Below are 18,474 nucleotides of genomic sequence, written 5' to 3' on the forward strand. Positions count from 1 at the left end.
GCAGACGACGCCCCGCGATTTTAGCGGGGCGTAACTGACTCTGAGTAGCAAAATGAATATTTTCCCCCGCTCTTTTAAAATGGCCGGTCGATGGCTACAGAATATCGCGATGGCGATATTTTTACTGGCGCTACTGGTACTGGGGTGTCGTCTCTGGCCTCATCCTCCTCTTTCCCAGGGGCTGCCTTTCTCTTCTGTTTATTATGACCAGCAGGGCATACTTATGCGTATCACGCTGGCAAATGACGATCGCTATCGTCTGTGGACGCCTCTTGAAGAGATATCGCCTTTGGCGATAAAAGGTTTATTACTGCATGAAGATCGCTGGTTTTATTTCAATCCTGGGTTCAATCCATTCAGTCTGATGCGTGGTTTCTGGCAGAGCTATGTGATGGGAGGAACGATGCAGGGCGGATCGACCATCACCATGCAGCTTGCACGCATGCACTGGCACCTTAATACCCGTACACCCGCGGGTAAAATTATGCAGATTCTGCGTGCGATACAACTGGAGCTGAGTTATTCCAAAGACGATATTCTCGAAGCCTATCTGAACTATGCCCCCTTCGGGCGTAATATTGAGAGTATTGGCGCAGCCAGTCTTATCTATTTTAATCAATCACCGAGGGGTCTGACCTTACCAGAAGCGCTGACACTGGCGGTACTGCCGCAATCCCCCAGCTCTCGTATGAATGCCAAATCAGGTCTGCCGGATAGCAGGCTGATACAGGCACGTAACCGGCTATTTGTGCGCTGGCAGAAACACTATCCGACGGACAACAGCCAGCTTTCTTTATTCAGTCTGCCGCTGGCCCTGCGTCAGCCAGAGCAGATGCCTTATATTGCTCCGCACTTTATTGAGCAGCTTCGCCAGCAGACCCGGCAATGGGTTCAGACTCAGACCCGCATTGATACGACACTGGATGCCCATCTCCAGCGTTTGATTGAACGTCAGATCAATGCGTTTATCGTCCGGAATAAAAGCCGGGGCATTAACAATGCTGCCGCCTTGCTGGTGGATACCCGTGATATGGGGATCCGCGCCCTGGTCGGGTCTGCGGACTATTACAATCGCAGGATACAGGGCCAGGTTAATGGCACGAATGCCAAACGATCGCCAGGTTCGGCGCTGAAACCCTTTATTTACGCGCTGGGGATGGAGCAGGGGGTTTTGCACCCGATGACCGTGCTGAGAGATGTCCCCTCTGCCTTCGGGGCTTATGCACCAGAAAATTTTGACCGCCGCTTTCTCGGGCCGATCACCGCAACCGATGCACTGAATTTCAGCCGTAATATTCCGGCGGTCTATGTGGCTTCCCAGTTGCGCCAGCCCACCTTCTACCAATTTCTACGGCTGTCGGGTGTGGCCAATATGTCCAGCGAAAATCACTACGGTTTGTCACTGGTACTGGGAGGCGGTGAAATCACGATGCAGGAGCTGGCAAAACTCTATGGGCTGCTGGCGAATCGCGGGGTGTTGCAGCCATTACGCATGCAAAAAAGCGATACCGTTCCTGCCACACCGGTCAGATTACTGAGCGAGGAGGCAAGCTTTATGACGCTGGATATGTTACGCCAGCATCGCCGCCCGGGGGATACGCTGGCTCAGCGTCCTTCCTCTCTGCCTGTGTACTGGAAAACGGGGACATCCTGGGGATTCCGTGATGCCTGGAGCGTGGGGATCTTCGGGCCTTACGTCCTGGTGGTCTGGGAAGGGAATTTCGACGGTCGAGGGAATAATGCGCTGGTTGGTGCTGAGGCTGCCGCGCCACTTTTCTTTAATATTATCGACAGTATCATTGCCAGTTATCCGCGATTACAGGAACCCAGACATCCGTTCCCTGAGCAATTGAAGCGCGAAGAAATCTGTCTTGCCAGCGGGGACTTGCCTACACCATGGTGCCAGCAAAAAGGTAAAACCTGGTTTATTCCCGGAAAGTCACCGATCAAAGTTGATACCGTTTATCGCCCGGTACGGTTGGACAAGGCTACAGGAGAAGTGGCTTGTGCTCCTTATGACGAAAGTGAAACCCGGGTCGAGATTTTTGAGTTCTGGCCATCGGATTTAGCCAATGTTTTCGCCCAGGCCGGACTGCCAAAACGTAAGCCGCCAGTGAGTCGGTGCAACAATTCGGGAATTGACGTGAGCGGTAATCCGCCACGAATAACCTCCCCACTGAAGAATACGGTCTACACCCTGCGACAATCGCTGCAAGGGCGCGACAAGATCTCCTTCAATGCGGTGACGGATGCGGACAGCAAAACGGTTTACTGGTTTGTTGACGATATCTATCTTGGCAGTTCTGCCAGTAAATCGACTATCGACTGGCATCCTGCTAACAACGGACAGTATCGTGTGCGTGTTGTCGACGATCGGGGACGCGCCGACAGCCGAACAGTGAGCATTCAGATTGTGAATTAAGTGGAAGCCGTGTCTTTTTACCCGGAATTATCTGCAGATAACGCCCAGTTAAAATTCGATAGCCATATCCATACAGCGTAGATCTGTCTGAGCAAGTTTTGATGGACAGGAACCTTCTTTGATAAGAATAAAACCCTGCCGTTCATAAAATGTTTGTGCGTTTGGCGTGGAAGACAGGGTCAGTTTTTTCAGTCCTCGTTTAATTGCCTCATGTTTAATGGTTTCAATAATCTGACCGGCAAAGCCCTGACCAGAATAACCCGGTAAGGTAAAAATAGCCTCCACGCTTCCTGATGAAAGATCCAGATACCCGGTTGCAACCCGCTCGCCCCCCGGGATCTCAGCAACAAAAAAAGGATTTTCTGCAATCACTTTCCTGTAACTTTCAGGCATTGCATCAGGCGTCCAGGCTGCGAGTACGGCGGGACTATAACTGGTTTTGCATCCTTCACGGATCGCAAGATTTCTGATATTCCAGCAGGCTTCTGCCTCTTCAGGTACAGCCAGTCTGATCGTCATTTTTCTTCCGTTCTTTTTGGGTTATTGGTACAGATTTATCATAAAACGATTCAGTTGCAACATCAGCGTTAAGCAAAAAGTGGCTCCAGAGACGGAGCTGGCTGACCGCCGTATGCTTTTACCAGTAAGTCTGTTGCAGTGGAGCGTTGTCGTTTTTAGGTGGGATAAACGGACTCAGAGTGACGCTCTGAGTCCGTTTCGTTTTAACTTATCTAGCTAGTGGGCGAAATGTGCGTCCAGTTTTTCGCTAAACCAGCGTCCTTTCAGGACACTGGAGAGCATCTCTTTTTTCGCATCCGGGGTAATGCTGTGGTCTTGTTCAATCGCGCGGATAACATCATCGACGTTATATGACTTACTGCGCATAGAAATAAGGGCTTTTTGTTTACTGGCATCCAGCTCGAGTATCGATTCTCCGGCTGCGACATTTTCTGGGGTCCAGGCTTTCCAGGCAGGTTGTCCCGGAACATCAGGATTGCCTGTACGAATAAACTGACGAATATAACCGTTAAATTGTTCGCCTAATTTTTTAGCCCCGGCCAGTTTAATCGCGTCTGCGGTAAATACCTCATATTTCACCGGATCCCAGAAAGGCATAAAGACCCCGTGGAAAGAGCCTATCGGTGCCATTCGCGAACCGGTAACAAAGGCATCCATACCGAAACGAAACTCTGCGCCGTAAATCGGTGCAGGGTAGTGCGGATACATTTTTTCAGCCGACTGATTGACGTTAAACAGGCTATACAGCAGGCTGCCATATTTGTTGGCAAAGGCATATTTATTCAGCAGCTCCGTATCCTGGGCCAGAGTGCCTTGTTTAAATGCTGCCTGAAAATAAGGGTCACCCAGTGCGAAGAAGGAAAATTCGCTCTGACCGCTGAACATCAGGACCGGTACCGCATTGTACTTAAGCGTATCAAAACCACTTTCAGGCAATACCGTGCCATCACGATATAAGTGCGGGAATTTCGCCATACGAATACCGGCATCGCCAAAGAATGAGGCTAACTGTGCTGCAGGTAAATGATAAAGATACTGTTTTACCTCATCTCCCCCCGCTAATAACCAGGCTTCTGCTTGTTGAACGGTGGGTTTTATCCCATCTTTTACCACCTGTTCGGCAAAGCGGCGGGCAAAGATTTTTTCTGCTTCGTTTTTATCGCTGGTTGTCATGCCCCCGCTAAAGACGATGGCTTTCTGAAAGCTGGAGGCAAACAGCGGAGATATTAACATCGCCATCACATCGCGACCGCCAGCGGAGAAACCGGAAACGGTAATATTATTCGCATCCCCACCAAAGGCTGACGCATTTTGTTTTACCCAGTCCAGGGCACTTTTTATATCGAGTAACGTAAAGTTGCCTGAATCTTGACGGGCGTCGCCAGTATTAAGTGCGCTCAGAGGATTAAAGCCTAAAGCACCCAAACGATAATTAGCCGTGACGATGACCGCGTTAAGGGTTGTGGCTAAGTGCTGCGGGTTAAATTCAGTGGATGTACCCACCTGGTTATTGCCACCGTGAATATAAAACAGGACGGGTAATTGGCGGTCAGACGTTTGTGGTCTGTAAACATTAAGATTAAGGCAGTCCTCCTGGCCTTTTGTCCCGTCTGCGGTGACCTGAATACAATCCGCTGCCGGTTGGGTGGTATCCCGTATATCAGTCCATTTCTTCGGCGTTTCAGGCGGCTGCCAGCGCAGTTGTGCCACCGGGGCCTGAGCATAAGGAATACCCGTCCAGTATTCGACGCCTTGTTGTTCAGTCCCGAGAATTTTGCCGTAACTTGTTTCAATAATTAACGGATTGTCCTGCGCCAGCGCGCTAACACAACTGGCAGATAATAATGTAAAGGATATAGCCCGACAGAGAACGGAAACCATCTGTAACTCCTCACGATAATCTCATTATTGTTGAATAACGGTGCGGACTAAATTAAAAGATTTTCTTATGACAGCAAACTGCTTTTAGCAAAATAGCAATATTTACTCATTGATTTTTAAGGGGATAATAAACCCTCAAGAGATTTTGGCGCTATTTTCGTTTATCTTTGCAGGAGAATGACAGTGTATTTATCGCTTTCCCATTCTGCTGGCAAAGCTATCCAACGTTGATACCTGAATCAGCAAATCGTGTTTTTTTATATCTGTGCGTTATTCCGGCATTTAAAGGGGATTGGGGAGTCACCGTTACAATATCGCAAGCATCTGTCAAAAAAGGGAAAATGCTCTCAAAAAGAGAGCAATAGTCCGGATATCTAGCCTGTTGTTCGGCCTGCGGTTGCTACGTCGAAGAGCAACCACGTTCAGTCCTTTTTCCCCACCTAGAAGCTGTAGCTCAGACCCAGGGTATAGCGGCGTCCGTCCAGAACGGCGTCATAGGTACGATAATCGATACGTTTATCCAGCAGATTATAGACACCCGCTGAAGCCATCAGATTTTTGTTTATGTCATAACGCAGACCGATATCCAGCAATGTATAAGATGGTGTGCCTTGGGCCATAGAGCTGCGGTTTAAATAGTCTGAGCTTGCGCCGCGAAAATTGAGACGACCCCAGAATCCAAGGTTCTGAACAGCCTGCCAGTAAAGCGTGGTGTTAAGCATATTCGTGGGCATTTTATTCAAAGGTTTACCTGAAAACTGGCCGCTCTTTTGCTCTGATTGGGTATAGGTATAATTTGCTGTCCAGTCCAGGTCGCGGGTTATTTTCCAGGCAAAAGTGGATTCTATGCCGCGGATGTTCGCTTTATCGACATTCACGCGGTCACTGATAAAGTCGTATTGGATATTACCGATAGTACAGTCGGGCTCCGAACGGTTATTACACCGCCAGACTTCAGTAATTTTATTTTTAAAATCAGTATTATAAATTGTTATCCCGGCATTGAGATTATCATTGTTATCCCAGAGCAGTGTGACCTCTTCGCTGAGACTTTTTTCTGGTTTCAGACCTGAGTTACCGACAATAATACCCTTGAGACTGCTTCCCCCGGTTATCTGCCCCCAGTAGGCGGATGACTGGCGTAAATCCGGAGCTCGATAACCTGCTGATATACCGCCTTTCACTGTCCACTGGTCGGTGAGATGCCATACCGCATAACCACGCGGTGTCCAGTTGATGCCGTATTTTTCATCCTTGTCCATGCGTAACCCTCCCGTAAGGGTAAGCCGATCCGCGGCGAGCCACTCGTCCTCGATAAACAATGACCCGTTCCAGCGGGTCAGTTGTTTGAGCCCTTCAGCGGCCTTGAGCTGATTACCGTTATCACGCAGTTTCTCATAGCGGTACTGTCCGCCGAGTGTCACAGTATTATCGTCAAGGAAGATCTGGCTCTGATTATTGAATACCGTATTGTAGGACTTCATTTCCCGTCCGGGATTAGTCGCCTCTTCCTGTTGTATATAGCTGGTGGTATCAAATGCCCCGTAGTAGCCGCTATGGGTCAGTGAATAGGCGGTATGCTCATAGCGGCTGTCGCTTCTGCTGCCAGGCTCACATGTTCCTTTGCGGCAATTCTCTGAGGCAATGGACTTGCCCGGAGTGCTGTTACGATCCTGTAATTCCCGGGTGACTTCAAAGTCTATGTCGTTCTTATCATCGGGCGTAAAGTTAAGCGTCAGCCCTCCGTTACGCATTTTCTGTTCGTTAAAGCCGTTAAGGAGAGTATCTTCCGCCCGGCGCGATATCAGACCGGTGATTTTTGCGCCAAGTAGCCCGTCAATTAAAGGACCTGATGCATAAAGGTTTGTCTGATAAAGGTCTCCGGAATCATGATGTTGCTGTAAGGTCGAATCAGCGTGCAGTGAACCGCTCCATGAGCGGGTATTTGAAATTTTCTTCGTAATGACATTAATGACACCACCCATAGCGTCTGAGCCGTACAGCGAAGACATGGGACCGCGTACGACTTCAATACGTTCAATGGATTCGAGGGGAGGCATCCAGCCTTGCTCAATACCGGAGTTATCGCTGTTAGGACGGGTCTCGCGGGTATTTATGCGCTTACCGTCGATCAGAAACAGGGTGTATTTTGAGGCCATACCGCGAATACTGATATCGCTCTTGCTTCCTCCTCCTGTGACGACAACACCCGGAACATCTCTGAGTGCATCAGTGATATCCCGCCAGGCCTGAGCCTCGATTTGTTTCTTGGTGATGACGGTGACGGAGGCGGGAGCATCCTGAATTTTTTTCTCAAATCCGGAGGCGGTCACTACTAAGGTATCTTTGCTTGCGGCAACGGCAAGCGTCGGCAGGTGTATGAGACATATGGCTGATGAAATAACCTTCACATAATGTATTTTCATTGTTTCCATACCATAAAAATGAATTCTGGAAGGATCACAACCAACATCAAAAGGGTCAAATATTGAGCTGGTTAGTGATGTGGCGATATAAATCATGGCCAATATTGTACAAAAACCGCCGACTTTCAAATGGAAATGAAAATTATTTTCATTTGTATGTTGTTGATTAAAATGAAAATTTTAGCATTATGACTTACTGTGTATCGTAGTTAATGCACGATAGTCCCACTGGCACAGACTTGGGTTCCACTGATTCCTGGACCTCAACAACGTACTCTGTGTTACAGGCTGGTATGGGTCATGGGAGGGAATACGTATATTGTGAAGTGATTCATGTAATTCACGTTTTATACTTATTTTGGGTTATAGCTTATAACCCATTGATCTTAGTCAACGGCTAATTTTCACACTTCCCGTACGGTGTATGGGGATGCAATGTGAGAATTAACTAATGAAAAATAAACTAAAAAACTTTTTATCAGCACCGGTTTCCCGGCGAGAGGCAGTGAGTACTGCCGCGAAGCTGGGTTCAGCCGTAGCCTTGAGTAATGCGATTTCACTGCCGTTTACGTCAATTGCACGGGCGAATATACCCACATCTGCCGGGGCGGTTAATGCAGGTGAAGTCGTCCGTCACAGTGCTTGCCTGGTGAACTGTGGCAGCCGTTGCCCGTTAAAAGTTATCGTGAAAGATGACCGTATTGTGCGCATAGAGCCGGAGGATGCGAAAGATGATGCCGTATTTGGCGAGCATCAGATTCGCCCTTGTTTACGCGGACGTTCCAGTCGTTGGCGTGTCTATAGCCCGGATCGCGTGAAATATCCGATGAAGCGTGTTGGAAAGCGCGGTGAAGGCAAATTTAAACGGATAAGCTGGGAAGAAGCGACGGCATTTATTGCCAATGAACTTGCCCGCGTCAGCGAAAAATATGGCCGTGAAGCGATTTATTATAATTACCAGTCAGGAGCTTACTACCACACTCAGGGCACGCCCGCGTGGAAACGCCTGTTAAATCTGACGGGCGGGTATCTGAATTATCACAACACCTATTCTACCGCGCAAATTGCGACCGCGACACCGTACACGCATGGAAAATATGCTGGCAGTCATTTTACACAAATAGCCCATTCTGACTTGGTGGTGCTCTTCGGGTTGAATCTATCGGAAACGCGTATGTCGGGAGGCGGCCAGGTAGAAGAGTTGCGCCGTGCCCTGGAAGCCTCAAAAGCCAAAGTGATAATTATCGACCCACGTTACACTGACTCGGTTATTACAGAGCATGCGGAGTGGTTGCCGATTCGCCCGACAACCGATGCTGCCTTGGTTGCGGGTATCGCTTATACCTTGATTAGCGAGAACCTGATCGACGAAGCAGAGGTTAATAAATATTGCGTAGGTTATGACAGTAGTTCCTTGCCTGCGACGGCTGCGCCTAATGCCAGCTACAAAGATTATGTGATGGGAACCGGCAGTGACGGTATCCAGAAAACCCCGGAATGGGCGGCGGAAATCACCGCTATCCCGGCGACCCGCATTAAACAACTGGCGCGCGAAATTGCGGCGGCACGTGCGTGCTATATTTGCCAGGGCTGGGGTCCGCAGCGTCATGCCAACGGAGAGCAAACCGTACGGGCTATTCAGACTCTGCCCGCCCTGACGGGACATTTTGGGCGTCCGGGCACCAATAATGGCAACTGGCCTTACGGTACACCTTACGGCGTGCCTTCTTTACCTGTCGGCACGAATCCTGTCACCACTTCTATTCCTTGCTATTTATGGACCGATGCGATTCTTAATCCGGAGAAAATGACCGCCACGACTCAGGGGGTAAAAGGCGCGGATAAGCTTAAAACAGGCATCAAGCTGTTTTTCAACTAGGCTGGTAACACGCTGATTAATCAGCATGGCGATATTAACCGGACGCGTAAAATTCTTGCAGATGAAAGTCTGTGCGAAACGATTGTCGTAATTGAAAATCATATGACTCCCAGTGCGAAATATGCCGATATTTTGCTGCCGGAAACCAGTTATCTGGAGGCTGAAGATTTAGTCGACAGTTCATATGCGGCGGGTTCGCACAACTACATGATTGCCATACAGAAAACTATCACACCGATGTGGGAAGTGCGCAGTACCTATGATGTGTGTGCAGAAATCGCCGGTCATCTTGGGCTGCGCGATAAATACACTGAAGGTAAAACCCAGGCGCAGTGGGCAGAGGGACATTATCAGCAGATCCGAGAAAAACGATCCTATTTGCCTGAGTGGTCTGTGGCAAAAGAGAAAGGCGTTATCGATCAGCGTATCGCCACTGAAAAAGAGAGCCTTGCGTTCCAGGATTTCCGTGAGGATCCTGTCACAAACCCATTAACCACGCCGTCAGGTAAGATAGAAATTTATTCTCAGGCGCTGGCAGATCTTGCACAGAAGTGGACTTTACCGGAAGGCGACCGCATTCCGGCAGTACCCGAGTTCTGCGTGGTGAAAGAGTCACATCTCAACAAAGATCTGACTGCAAAATATCCGCTACAGCTGAGCGGTTTTCATACCAAAGGTCATACTCATTCTACCTACACCAATATCCTTGCGCTGCATGAAGCGGTTCCGGATGAAGTGTGGATCAATCCTATTGATGCAGCCCCGCGACAGTTGGTATCCGGTGATCGGGTGCAGGTTTTTAACGACCGTGGCGTGGTGGAAATCCCCTGCAAGGTTACTCAACGTATTTTGCCCGGCGTGGCTGCGATGCCCCAGGGGGCCTGGACGCGTCTTGACAGCAATGGGGTTGACGTTGGCGGCTGTATTAATTCGCTGACCAGTCATCTGCCATCGCCACTGGCGAAGGGTAATCCACAGCACACTAATCTGGTAGAAATCAAACGCGTCTAAGGAGTGATTTTCAATGAAACAATATGGCTTTTATGTCGACTCCTCGCGCTGTTCAGGCTGCAAAACCTGCCAGGTGAGCTGTAAAGACAACAAAGATTTGGGTGTGGGTCCTAAGCTGCGCCGGGTCTATGAATACGGTGGTGGTAGCTGGGTAAAAGAGGGGCAGAGCTGGCACAACAACACCTTTACCTATTACCTGTCTATCGCCTGTAATCACTGCGATGAACCCACCTGTGTGGCGGGCTGCCCGACGGGAGCCATGCACAAACGTAAGGAAGATGGCCTGGTCCTGGTTGACAGTGAGATCTGTGTTGGCTGCCGCTACTGCGAAATGCGCTGTCCGTATGGCGCACCGCAGTTTGACCCGCAGGCAAAAATAATGCGTAAGTGCGATGGTTGTCTTGACAGACTGGAGCAGAATTTACGCCCGATATGCGTGGAATCCTGTCCGCAGCGAGCTCTGGACTTTGGTCCTGTTGACGAGCTGCGGGAAAAATACGGCAGTGAAAACCAGATTGCGCCACTGCCCGCTGCTTCATTTACCCATCCTAACCTTATCGTCAAGCCGCACCCAAAAGCACGTCCGACGGGGGATAAAGAGGGCGAAATCCTTAATCCACGGGAGATCCGTCATGCATGAGTTACCGCTGGTCTTTTTTACGGTATTCACCCAAAGCGCAGTGGGGGCATTTATTCTGCTGCTGATTGGTGGCACCCTGGGGAAAATTGATGCCCGTCGTATGGCAATTGGCTTGTTCGTCAGTATGTGTCTGTTTGCTTTAGGCCTGGGTATGGCGGCTTTCCACCTTGGCCAGCCTCTGCGTGCAATGAATGTGCTTTTTCGTACAGGCGCCTCACCGATGAGTAATGAAATTGCCCTTTCATCACTTTATGGTGTTTTAGGCGGTTTGGCCGCCCTGGGGCTGTTACTCAATCGTGGAGCCAAAAAACTGTTCACTATACTGGCCTGGCTGGCGCTGATAACCGGTGTCGTGTTCCTGTTTGCGATCCCGCGTATTTACCAGTTACCCACGGTGGTGACCTGGCGTTCCTCTTATACTCTGGTCATGATGATACTCACACCACTGATTGGTGGCGGTGCTCTGGCAGCACTGTTGGGGCTACGATTTATTGGGCTTTCTGTGAGTGTGCTGGGCATCCTTGCCAGCTTCTGCCTGCGTCCGGGCTATATGTCGATGCTGATGAGTGCCGATGGCCCGTTAACCTCCGCGCAAACCAGCTGGTTCACTGCTCAGGCTTTGTTGCTGGCAGCGGGTGTAGTGGGGGCTGTCGTCAGTGGGCGCTTTAAGCAGGGGCAGTCAGTGCTTGCCGCAACGCTTCTGGTGGTTATCGCCGCGGAGCTTGCCGGACGTATCGCATTTTACAATCTTTGGGTTTTACCTATGTAACCGGGTGGCGGCCAGAAAGGTCTGGCTGCCGCTGTTTTAAGGAGGAGACAAGATGTCATCTCATGCTATCTTGCCGCGTATTCTTGGTGCCCTGTTCTATTACTCTCCGGAGCGCCCGGAAGTCCGCGCATTATTTGACTGTCTGAGCGAATTGCCCGATCTCTATCCCTGGCAGGACCGTTATCAAATAGCCCAACTGAGCAAACACTGGGCTTGCCCGGATGAAGCCGCGCTGGCATGGCAGTTTTCTGTGTTATTTGAAGGGCAGGGGAAGATGTTTGCCCCGCCCTGGGGATCGGTCTATCTGGAAAGAGATAATCTGCTAATGGGGGACACCACTGCCGATTATCGACATTTTTTGTCTTTACAGGGGATAGCTTTTGCGGGGCAGCAGAATGAGCCGGAAGATCAGTTCGGGCTGATGCTGCTCGCGTACAGTGCGCTGCTTGAACAAGAAAATGAAATGGCCGCCCGTACCCTGCTTGAAAGCTGGCTGCTCCCTTGGGCCATGCATTATCTGGGTTTATTACAGCGTAATGAAATCAGTCCGTTTTATGCGCAGCTGGCTGAAGTGACCGCGCTTTTTCTGGCCGATCTTCAGCAGCAGCTTGGTCTGCAACCTGAAGAAAAACGGATGTTTTTCGGATGAGTAAATCCGAAAAGTTTTATGAAGCCTACCTGTCCCACCGTCATATCAGCCGGCGCGGGCTGTTTCGTGCCTTTTTAACGGCAGCGCGTGAGGTCGCACCCACAGCGGTTTCCTCACAGCCTAGCCATCCTCTTCCCCCTGGTGCGCTCCCTGTTGCCGAATTTGTCACCCATTGCACGCAGTGCCATGCCTGTACGGATAGTTGTCCGATGGGTGTTTTAACAAAACATGAGAGCGGACTACCGCAACTGGCTATTGAGTTTGCCAGCTGCGATGGTTGCGCAAGCTGCATCGAGGCCTGTCCGACGGGCGCATTGCAGCCACAAATTCGTTTCGATACCGGGCTACGTCCGGCATTCACGCGCAGTTGTGTCAATGGGATACGATCCTGTAACCAGTGTGTAGAGGCATGCCCGGTTAATGCCTGTTCGATTGAAGAGACGCATATGCCCGTGGTGGATAGCGCGCTTTGCAACGGCTGCGGTGAATGCGTTATTCAGTGCACGCATAGCGCTATTCTGTTGCAGTAATCAGGTGGGAAATGTCTTCGCCTGATTATCTGTCTGAAAATCAGTAGGTAACGGTTTTCAGACAGCCTTTTCTGATCCTTAAATAAACCCACTGCTTTTATTTGTTTTTAGCCGTTAAAGTATGTGGCTATGGAGACAAAAATCGCTGAGTTATAGCTTGAACCTGGCGACAGGTGGCATACTGCCTGTAGCAATAACGTTGCTTTTTGATTGGCTGGGCTCCCTCACTTTTTTGACGTATCGGAACCCTTGTGTGATATGTCACTCTCTATCAATGATGAGATAAGGATCGCTATTTTGGCTGGAAGTAGTTTATTAACATTGCTTGATGACATAGCCACATTACTGGATGACATTTCCATTATGGGGAAGGTTGCGGCCAAGAAAACCGCAGGAGTACTGGGGGACGATCTCTCTCTTAATGCCCAGCAAGTTTCTGGTTTACGGGCAAATCGTGAGTTGCCTGTTGTCTGGAAGGTTGCTGTAGGTTCTTTTATTAATAAATTAATTCTTGTCCCTTTAGCGCTGGTCATTAGCGCTTTTGCCCCTTGGGCTATTACTCCCTTATTAATGGTGGGGGGGGCTTATCTCTGTTTCGAGGGTGTCGAGAAGGTCTTCCATTATCTGCATACTCGCCGTCATCCAGAAAGTATCGAGCAAAAACAGACGCGCCTGGCGCGTCTGGAAAATGAAGACAGCGGTGAATTTGAAAAACAAAAGGTGAAAGGCGCTATACGTACAGATTTTATTCTCTCTGCTGAGATAGTGGCTATTACTTTGGGTATCGTGGCGGGCGCACCACTGTTGAACCAAGTTCTTATTCTTGCGGGGATAGCTATTCTCGTGACCATTGGCGTCTACGGACTGGTGGCTGTCATTGTCAAAATAGACGATCTCGGTTACTGGCTAACAGATAAAACCAACCGGATTGCCCAAAGTCTGGGTAACGGATTATTAGCCCTGGCTCCCAGGTTGATGAAAATATTAACTATTGTGGGGACGTTAGCGATGTTTCTGGTAGGAGGGGGAATTGTCATTCACGGTATTCCCGCGCTCCATCATGCTATTGAAGAGAGCACCATTGCCTTGGGGGCATTAGGGGCGGTGGTCGCTTTAAACATGGCAAATTTATTATTAGGTTTTCTGATTGGTGGTGGTGTACTGCTTGCTGTCAAAGGCGTTAATCGTCTGCGCGGCATGTCCTGAAAAGGGTTATTTTAGCACTAGATTATGAAACCAGAGTAGGCTACGGAAGTGCATAGCGTGCGGACAATCCTCAGCGATATTTGCAGAGCGAAGAAATATGCATAAGGATTGCATTTTGCACTTTAATCCGAACTTGCGTTGCTGTATAAAGCGTGCAACATTTCTACAAATATAGGATTTTTCTATTAACGGTACAGTGAATATTGATTCATTGTAGTCCTGTATTTGACGGTAGGCGCCCACCGGTTCGCATGCTGGAGAAATATACCCTCGGGTTTAGCTGTAATTATCCCTGTTCAGGAGAATGGAAGATGTTCAACCAACGTAAAAAATGGTTGTCAGGTGTGGTTGCGGGCGCGCTGATGGCGATATCCGCAGGCTCTCTGGCGGAAGATAAAACACTGCACGTCTACAACTGGTCCGATTATATTGGGCCAAACACCGTGGCGGATTTCGAGAAGCAAACCGGTATCAAAGTCGTCTACGACGTGTTTGATTCTAATGAAGTGCTGGAAGGTAAATTGATGGCAGGTAGCACAGGCTATGATGTGGTAGTGCCATCATCCAGCTTTCTGGCGCGCCAACTGCAATCAGGCGTGTTTCAGCCGCTGGATCGCAGCAAGCTGCCAAACTACAAAAACCTTGATCCAGAGCTGATGAAAAAGCTGGAACAGCACGATCCGGGTAACGAGTACTCTGTCCCTTATGTATGGGCGACTACCGGTATCGGTTATAACGTCGATAAAGTTAAAGCAGCCCTGGGTGAAGATGCTCCGGTTGATAGCTGGGATCTGGTGTTGAAACCGGAAAACCTGGAAAAACTGAAAAGCTGTGGCGTTTCTTTCCTTGATGCCCCTGAAGAGATATTTGCCACCGTACTGAACTATCTCGGCAAAGATCCTAACAGCAGCGATGCCAAAGACTATTCTGGTGCAGCGACCGATTTGCTGCTGCAACTGCGTCCAAATATTCGTTATTTCCACTCTTCCCAGTATATTAACGATCTTGCGAACGGCAACACCTGTGTTGTTATCGGCTGGGCGGGGGATATTCTGCAGGCGAAACAACGCGCGGCAGATGCTAAAAATGGCGTAAATATTGATTACAGCATTCCGAAAGAGGGCGCTCTGGCATTCTTCGATATGCTGGCTATTCCGAAAGATGCGAAAAACCCCGATGCTGCCTATCAGTTCATCAACTATCTGTTGGAACCGCAGGTGATGGCGCAGATCTCAAATACCATTTTCTATGCCAGCGGCGTGAAAACATCCCTGCCGTTTGTGGATGAAGCTATCCGTAATAATCCGGGTATCTATCCAACACCAGAAACCATGGCGAAACTGTTTACGCTTAAGTTGCAGGATCCAAAACTTGACCGTGTGCGTACCCGCGCATGGACTAAAGTTAAAAGTGGTAAATAACGGAAAGTGAGTTTTGCTCACTTTTGCTAAGCAGCAGAGGCTCAGGTTTGGGCCTCTGTTTGTTATTTTGGGCTTCCCTGCAGGAAGCTATTCAGCGCCGGAGAGTAATGGTAGTGAACGACGCGATCCCACGTCCTCAAAGTAAGGCAGGCAAGGCATTAACGCCGTTGCTGGAAATCCGCAACCTGACGAAATCGTTCGATGGTCAGCATGCGGTGGATGATGTCAACCTGACTATTTATAAAGGTGAAATTTTCGCCCTGTTGGGAGCATCTGGTTGCGGCAAGTCCACGCTGCTGCGTATGCTGGCCGGTTTTGAAAGCCCGACCCAGGGACTGATTTTGCTGGATGGCCAGGACCTCTCCCATGTGCCTCCCTATCAGCGCCCGATCAATATGATGTTTCAGTCCTACGCACTGTTCCCTCATATGACGGTGGAACAGAATATTGCTTTCGGACTGAAGCAGGACAAGCTACCAAAAGCGGAAATTGCCAGCCGTGTGGTTGAAATGCTGACTTTGGTGCATATGCAGGAATACGCCAAGCGTAAACCCCATCAACTTTCCGGTGGCCAGCGTCAGCGTGTGGCACTGGCGAGAAGCCTTGCCAAGCGTCCCAAGCTGCTGTTACTCGATGAGCCGATGGGCGCTCTTGATAAAAAACTTCGTGACCGCATGCAGCTGGAAGTGGTGGATATTCTTGAGCGTGTGGGCGCGACCTGCGTCATGGTGACCCACGACCAGGAAGAAGCCATGACCATGGCCGGACGCATCGCTATCATGAACCGCGGTAAATTTGTGCAAATTGGCGAGCCGGAAGAGATCTATGAACATCCAACGACCCGCTTTAGCGCCGAGTTTATTGGTTCCGTTAACGTTTTCGAAGGTTTGCTGCGTGAGAGTCAGTCGGATGAATTGATCATTGATTGTCCCGGTCTGGTGCACCCGCTGAAAGTCGAGTCAGATGTCTCCGTACTGGATGGTGTACCAGTCTATGTGGCACTGCGCCCGGAAAAAGTCATGCTGTGTGAAGAGATCCCCGCTGACGGTTTCAATTTTGCCGTGGGCGAAGTGGTGCATATTGCCTATTTGGGTGACTTGTCTATCTATCACGTTCGTTTACGCAGCGGACAGATGATCAGCGCTCAGCTGCAAAACGGCCACCGCTTCCGTAATGGTATGCCGACTTGGGGAGATGAAGTACGCCTCTGTTGGGATACTGATAGCTGTGTGGTTCTGACGGTGTAAGCAGGGGAAGATAATGAGCCAATTTTCTGAACGTACTGCCCGGCCACCCGGTGTACAAAAAGCCCGTGTGGGGTTGCTGACTCGTTTGCAGGTCGCCCACGGGCGCAAGCTGGTTATTGCACTGCCCTACATCTGGCTATCCCTGCTGTTCATGCTACCGTTCCTGATTGTCCTGAAAATCAGCTTTTCTGAGATAGCGCGGGCTATTCCGCCCTACACTGATCTGCTGACCTGGGCCGATGACAGTCTCAGTATGGTGCTGAATCTGGGGAACTATTTTACCCTTACCGACGATCCGCTCTATATTGATGCTTATCTGCACTCGCTACAGGTTGCGGCGATCTCAACCGGTATATGTTTGTTAATAGGTTATCCGTTGGCCTGGGCAGTGGCCCATGCTTCGCCATCAACACGTAATATTTTGCTGCTGCTGGTGATTCTGCCGTCCTGGACTTCGTTTCTGGTGCGCGTCTATGCCTGGATGGGGATCCTCAATAATAACGGTATTCTCAACAATTTCCTGATATGGACCGGTGTTATCGACCAGCCGATAGCGATTCTCTATACCAATATGGCGGTGTATATCGGCATCGTGTACTGCTATCTGCCGTTTATGGTATTACCAATTTACACCGCGCTGACCCGCATTGATTATTCCCTGGTAGAAGCATCGCTGGATCTGGGGGCTCGTCCACTGAAAACTTTCTTTAGTGTGATTGTTCCCCTGACCAAAGGCGGCATTATTGCCGGATCGATGCTGGTGTTTATCCCGGCGGTAGGCGAGTACGTTATTCCTGAACTGCTGGGTGGCCCGGACAGTATTATGATTGGCCGTGTGTTGTGGCAGGAGTTCTTTAATAACCGTGACTGGCCGGTGGCTTCTGCGCTGGCGGTGATTATTTTGCTGATCCTTATTCTGCCTATTATCTGGTTCCATAAGCATCAGAATAAAGAGATGGGGGATAAGCCATGAGTCAGTTGCCAACCATTCGCTCCAAGTGGCGTACGGCGATCCTCGCTGTCTGCTTTTTCTTCCTGTACGCACCGATGCTGCTGCTGGTTATCTTTTCGTTTAACTCATCTCAACTGGCAGCCTGGGAGGGTTTCTCTTTCCGCTGGTACCAGGTGTTATTCCAGGACAATGCGATGATAAGCGCCGTGACGCTGAGCCTGTCGATAGCCGCGCTCTCGGCGACCGCTGCGGTTATCCTTGGCACGATTGCTGCGGTAGTCATTGTGCGTTTCGGGCGTTTTAAAGGATCGACCGGTTTTGCCTTTATGCTGACAGCTCCGCTGGTCATGCCCGATGTGATTACCGGTTTGTCTCTGCTGCTGCTGTTCGTGGCGATGGCCAATGCATTTGGCTGGCCTGCTGAACGCGGTATGCTGACTATCTGGCTGGCCCACGTGACCTTTTGTACGGCTTATGTGGCAGTGGTCATCAATTCACGCCTGCGCGAGCTGGACCGTTCCATTGAAGAAGCGGCGATGGATCTTGGCGCTACGCCGTTAAAGGTCTTCTTTGTGATTACCGTACCGATGATTGCTCCGGCGCTGGTAACCGGCTGGCTGCTGGCGTTTACGCTGTCGCTGGACGACCTGGTGATATCCAGCTTTGTGACCGGGCCGGGAGCCACTACATTACCGATGCAGATCTTTGCGACAGTACGACGGGGTGTGAATCCGGAAATTAACGCACTCGCCACGCTGATCCTGTTTGTGGTGGGGCTGGTTGGCTTTATTGCCTGGCGTCTGATGGCTCAGAAAGAGAAACAGCATCTGAAAGATATTCAGAAAGCACGCGCCTCCGGGCACTAAACTTTACCGGACAAGCGGGTGGGGTGTTCCCCACTCGCTGCCCGGATATCAGTTCG

Annotated in this window: 13 protein-coding genes and 1 pseudogene; 11 read left to right on the forward strand and 3 right to left on the reverse strand. The window is 49.9% G+C overall.

What is annotated here, in order from left to right:
- Positions 1–52: 52 nt before the first annotated feature.
- Entirely contained in the window at positions 53–2,422 is a 2,370-nt protein-coding gene (gene pbpC, locus Q1A40_RS13545; protein ID WP_300000921.1) for a penicillin-binding protein 1C, read from the forward strand.
- Positions 2,423–2,470: 48 nt separating this feature from the next.
- Here the strand turns inward: pbpC and Q1A40_RS13550 are convergent, their stop codons facing one another.
- From Q1A40_RS13550 to Q1A40_RS13560, 3 genes are all read right to left on the reverse strand, one after another.
- Positions 2,471–2,941, reverse strand: coding sequence for a GNAT family N-acetyltransferase (locus Q1A40_RS13550; RefSeq protein WP_300000923.1), 471 nt, complete (start codon positions 2,939–2,941; stop codon positions 2,471–2,473).
- Between the two features lie 216 nt (positions 2,942–3,157).
- A complete protein-coding gene (locus Q1A40_RS13555) occupies positions 3,158–4,822 on the reverse strand; it encodes a carboxylesterase family protein (RefSeq protein WP_300000925.1) in 1,665 nt (554 codons plus the stop codon).
- A 440-nt stretch (positions 4,823–5,262) separates the two neighbouring features.
- Positions 5,263–7,248, reverse strand: coding sequence for a ligand-gated channel protein (locus tag Q1A40_RS13560; protein ID WP_300000926.1), 1,986 nt, complete (start codon positions 7,246–7,248; stop codon positions 5,263–5,265).
- Positions 7,249–7,699: 451 nt separating this feature from the next.
- Here Q1A40_RS13560 and Q1A40_RS13565 point away from each other — a divergent pair.
- The 10 genes and pseudogenes from Q1A40_RS13565 (at position 7,700) to potI (ending at position 18,418) form a co-directional block, all read left to right on the forward strand.
- Positions 7,700–10,138 (forward strand): annotated as a pseudogene (locus tag Q1A40_RS13565) (DMSO/selenate family reductase complex A subunit).
- Between the two features lie 13 nt (positions 10,139–10,151).
- Positions 10,152–10,778, forward strand: coding sequence for a DMSO/selenate family reductase complex B subunit (locus tag Q1A40_RS13570; RefSeq protein WP_300000928.1), 627 nt, complete (start codon positions 10,152–10,154; stop codon positions 10,776–10,778).
- Positions 10,771–11,547, forward strand: a complete 777-nt coding sequence (locus tag Q1A40_RS13575) for a DmsC/YnfH family molybdoenzyme membrane anchor subunit (protein WP_300000930.1) — start codon at positions 10,771–10,773, stop codon at positions 11,545–11,547. The genes Q1A40_RS13570 and Q1A40_RS13575 overlap by 8 nt, the downstream gene beginning before the upstream one ends.
- A 52-nt stretch (positions 11,548–11,599) precedes the next feature.
- Entirely contained in the window at positions 11,600–12,196 is a 597-nt protein-coding gene (locus Q1A40_RS13580) for a molecular chaperone (RefSeq protein ID WP_300000932.1), read from the forward strand.
- A complete protein-coding gene (locus Q1A40_RS13585) occupies positions 12,193–12,726 on the forward strand; it encodes a 4Fe-4S binding protein (RefSeq protein ID WP_300000934.1) in 534 nt (177 codons plus the stop codon). The genes Q1A40_RS13580 and Q1A40_RS13585 overlap by 4 nt, the downstream gene beginning before the upstream one ends.
- A gap of 297 nt (positions 12,727–13,023) precedes the next feature.
- Positions 13,024–13,932: a DUF808 family protein gene (locus tag Q1A40_RS13590; protein ID WP_300000936.1), complete on the forward strand. Its 909-nt coding sequence runs from the start codon at positions 13,024–13,026 to the stop codon at positions 13,930–13,932.
- 311 nt (positions 13,933–14,243) lie between these two features.
- Positions 14,244–15,353 (forward strand): spermidine/putrescine ABC transporter substrate-binding protein PotF, encoded by a 1,110-nt coding sequence (potF, locus tag Q1A40_RS13595; RefSeq protein ID WP_300000938.1) that lies wholly within the window; start codon positions 14,244–14,246, stop codon positions 15,351–15,353.
- Positions 15,354–15,466: 113 nt separating this feature from the next.
- The gene (gene potG / locus Q1A40_RS13600; RefSeq protein ID WP_300001072.1) at positions 15,467–16,600 is read left to right on the forward strand and encodes a putrescine ABC transporter ATP-binding subunit PotG; all 1,134 of its coding nucleotides are present in this window, start codon (positions 15,467–15,469) and stop codon (positions 16,598–16,600) included.
- Positions 16,601–16,613: 13 nt separating this feature from the next.
- Entirely contained in the window at positions 16,614–17,573 is a 960-nt protein-coding gene (potH, locus tag Q1A40_RS13605; RefSeq protein WP_300000940.1) for a putrescine ABC transporter permease PotH, read from the forward strand.
- Positions 17,570–18,418, forward strand: a complete 849-nt coding sequence (gene potI / locus Q1A40_RS13610; RefSeq protein WP_300000941.1) for a putrescine ABC transporter permease PotI — start codon at positions 17,570–17,572, stop codon at positions 18,416–18,418. Before potH ends, potI begins: the two co-directional genes overlap by 4 nt.
- Positions 18,419–18,474: the final 56 nt, after the last annotated feature.

Source organism: uncultured Cedecea sp. (genome assembly GCF_947498825.1).
In the GTDB taxonomy this organism is placed as follows: domain Bacteria; phylum Pseudomonadota; class Gammaproteobacteria; order Enterobacterales; family Enterobacteriaceae; genus JGM124.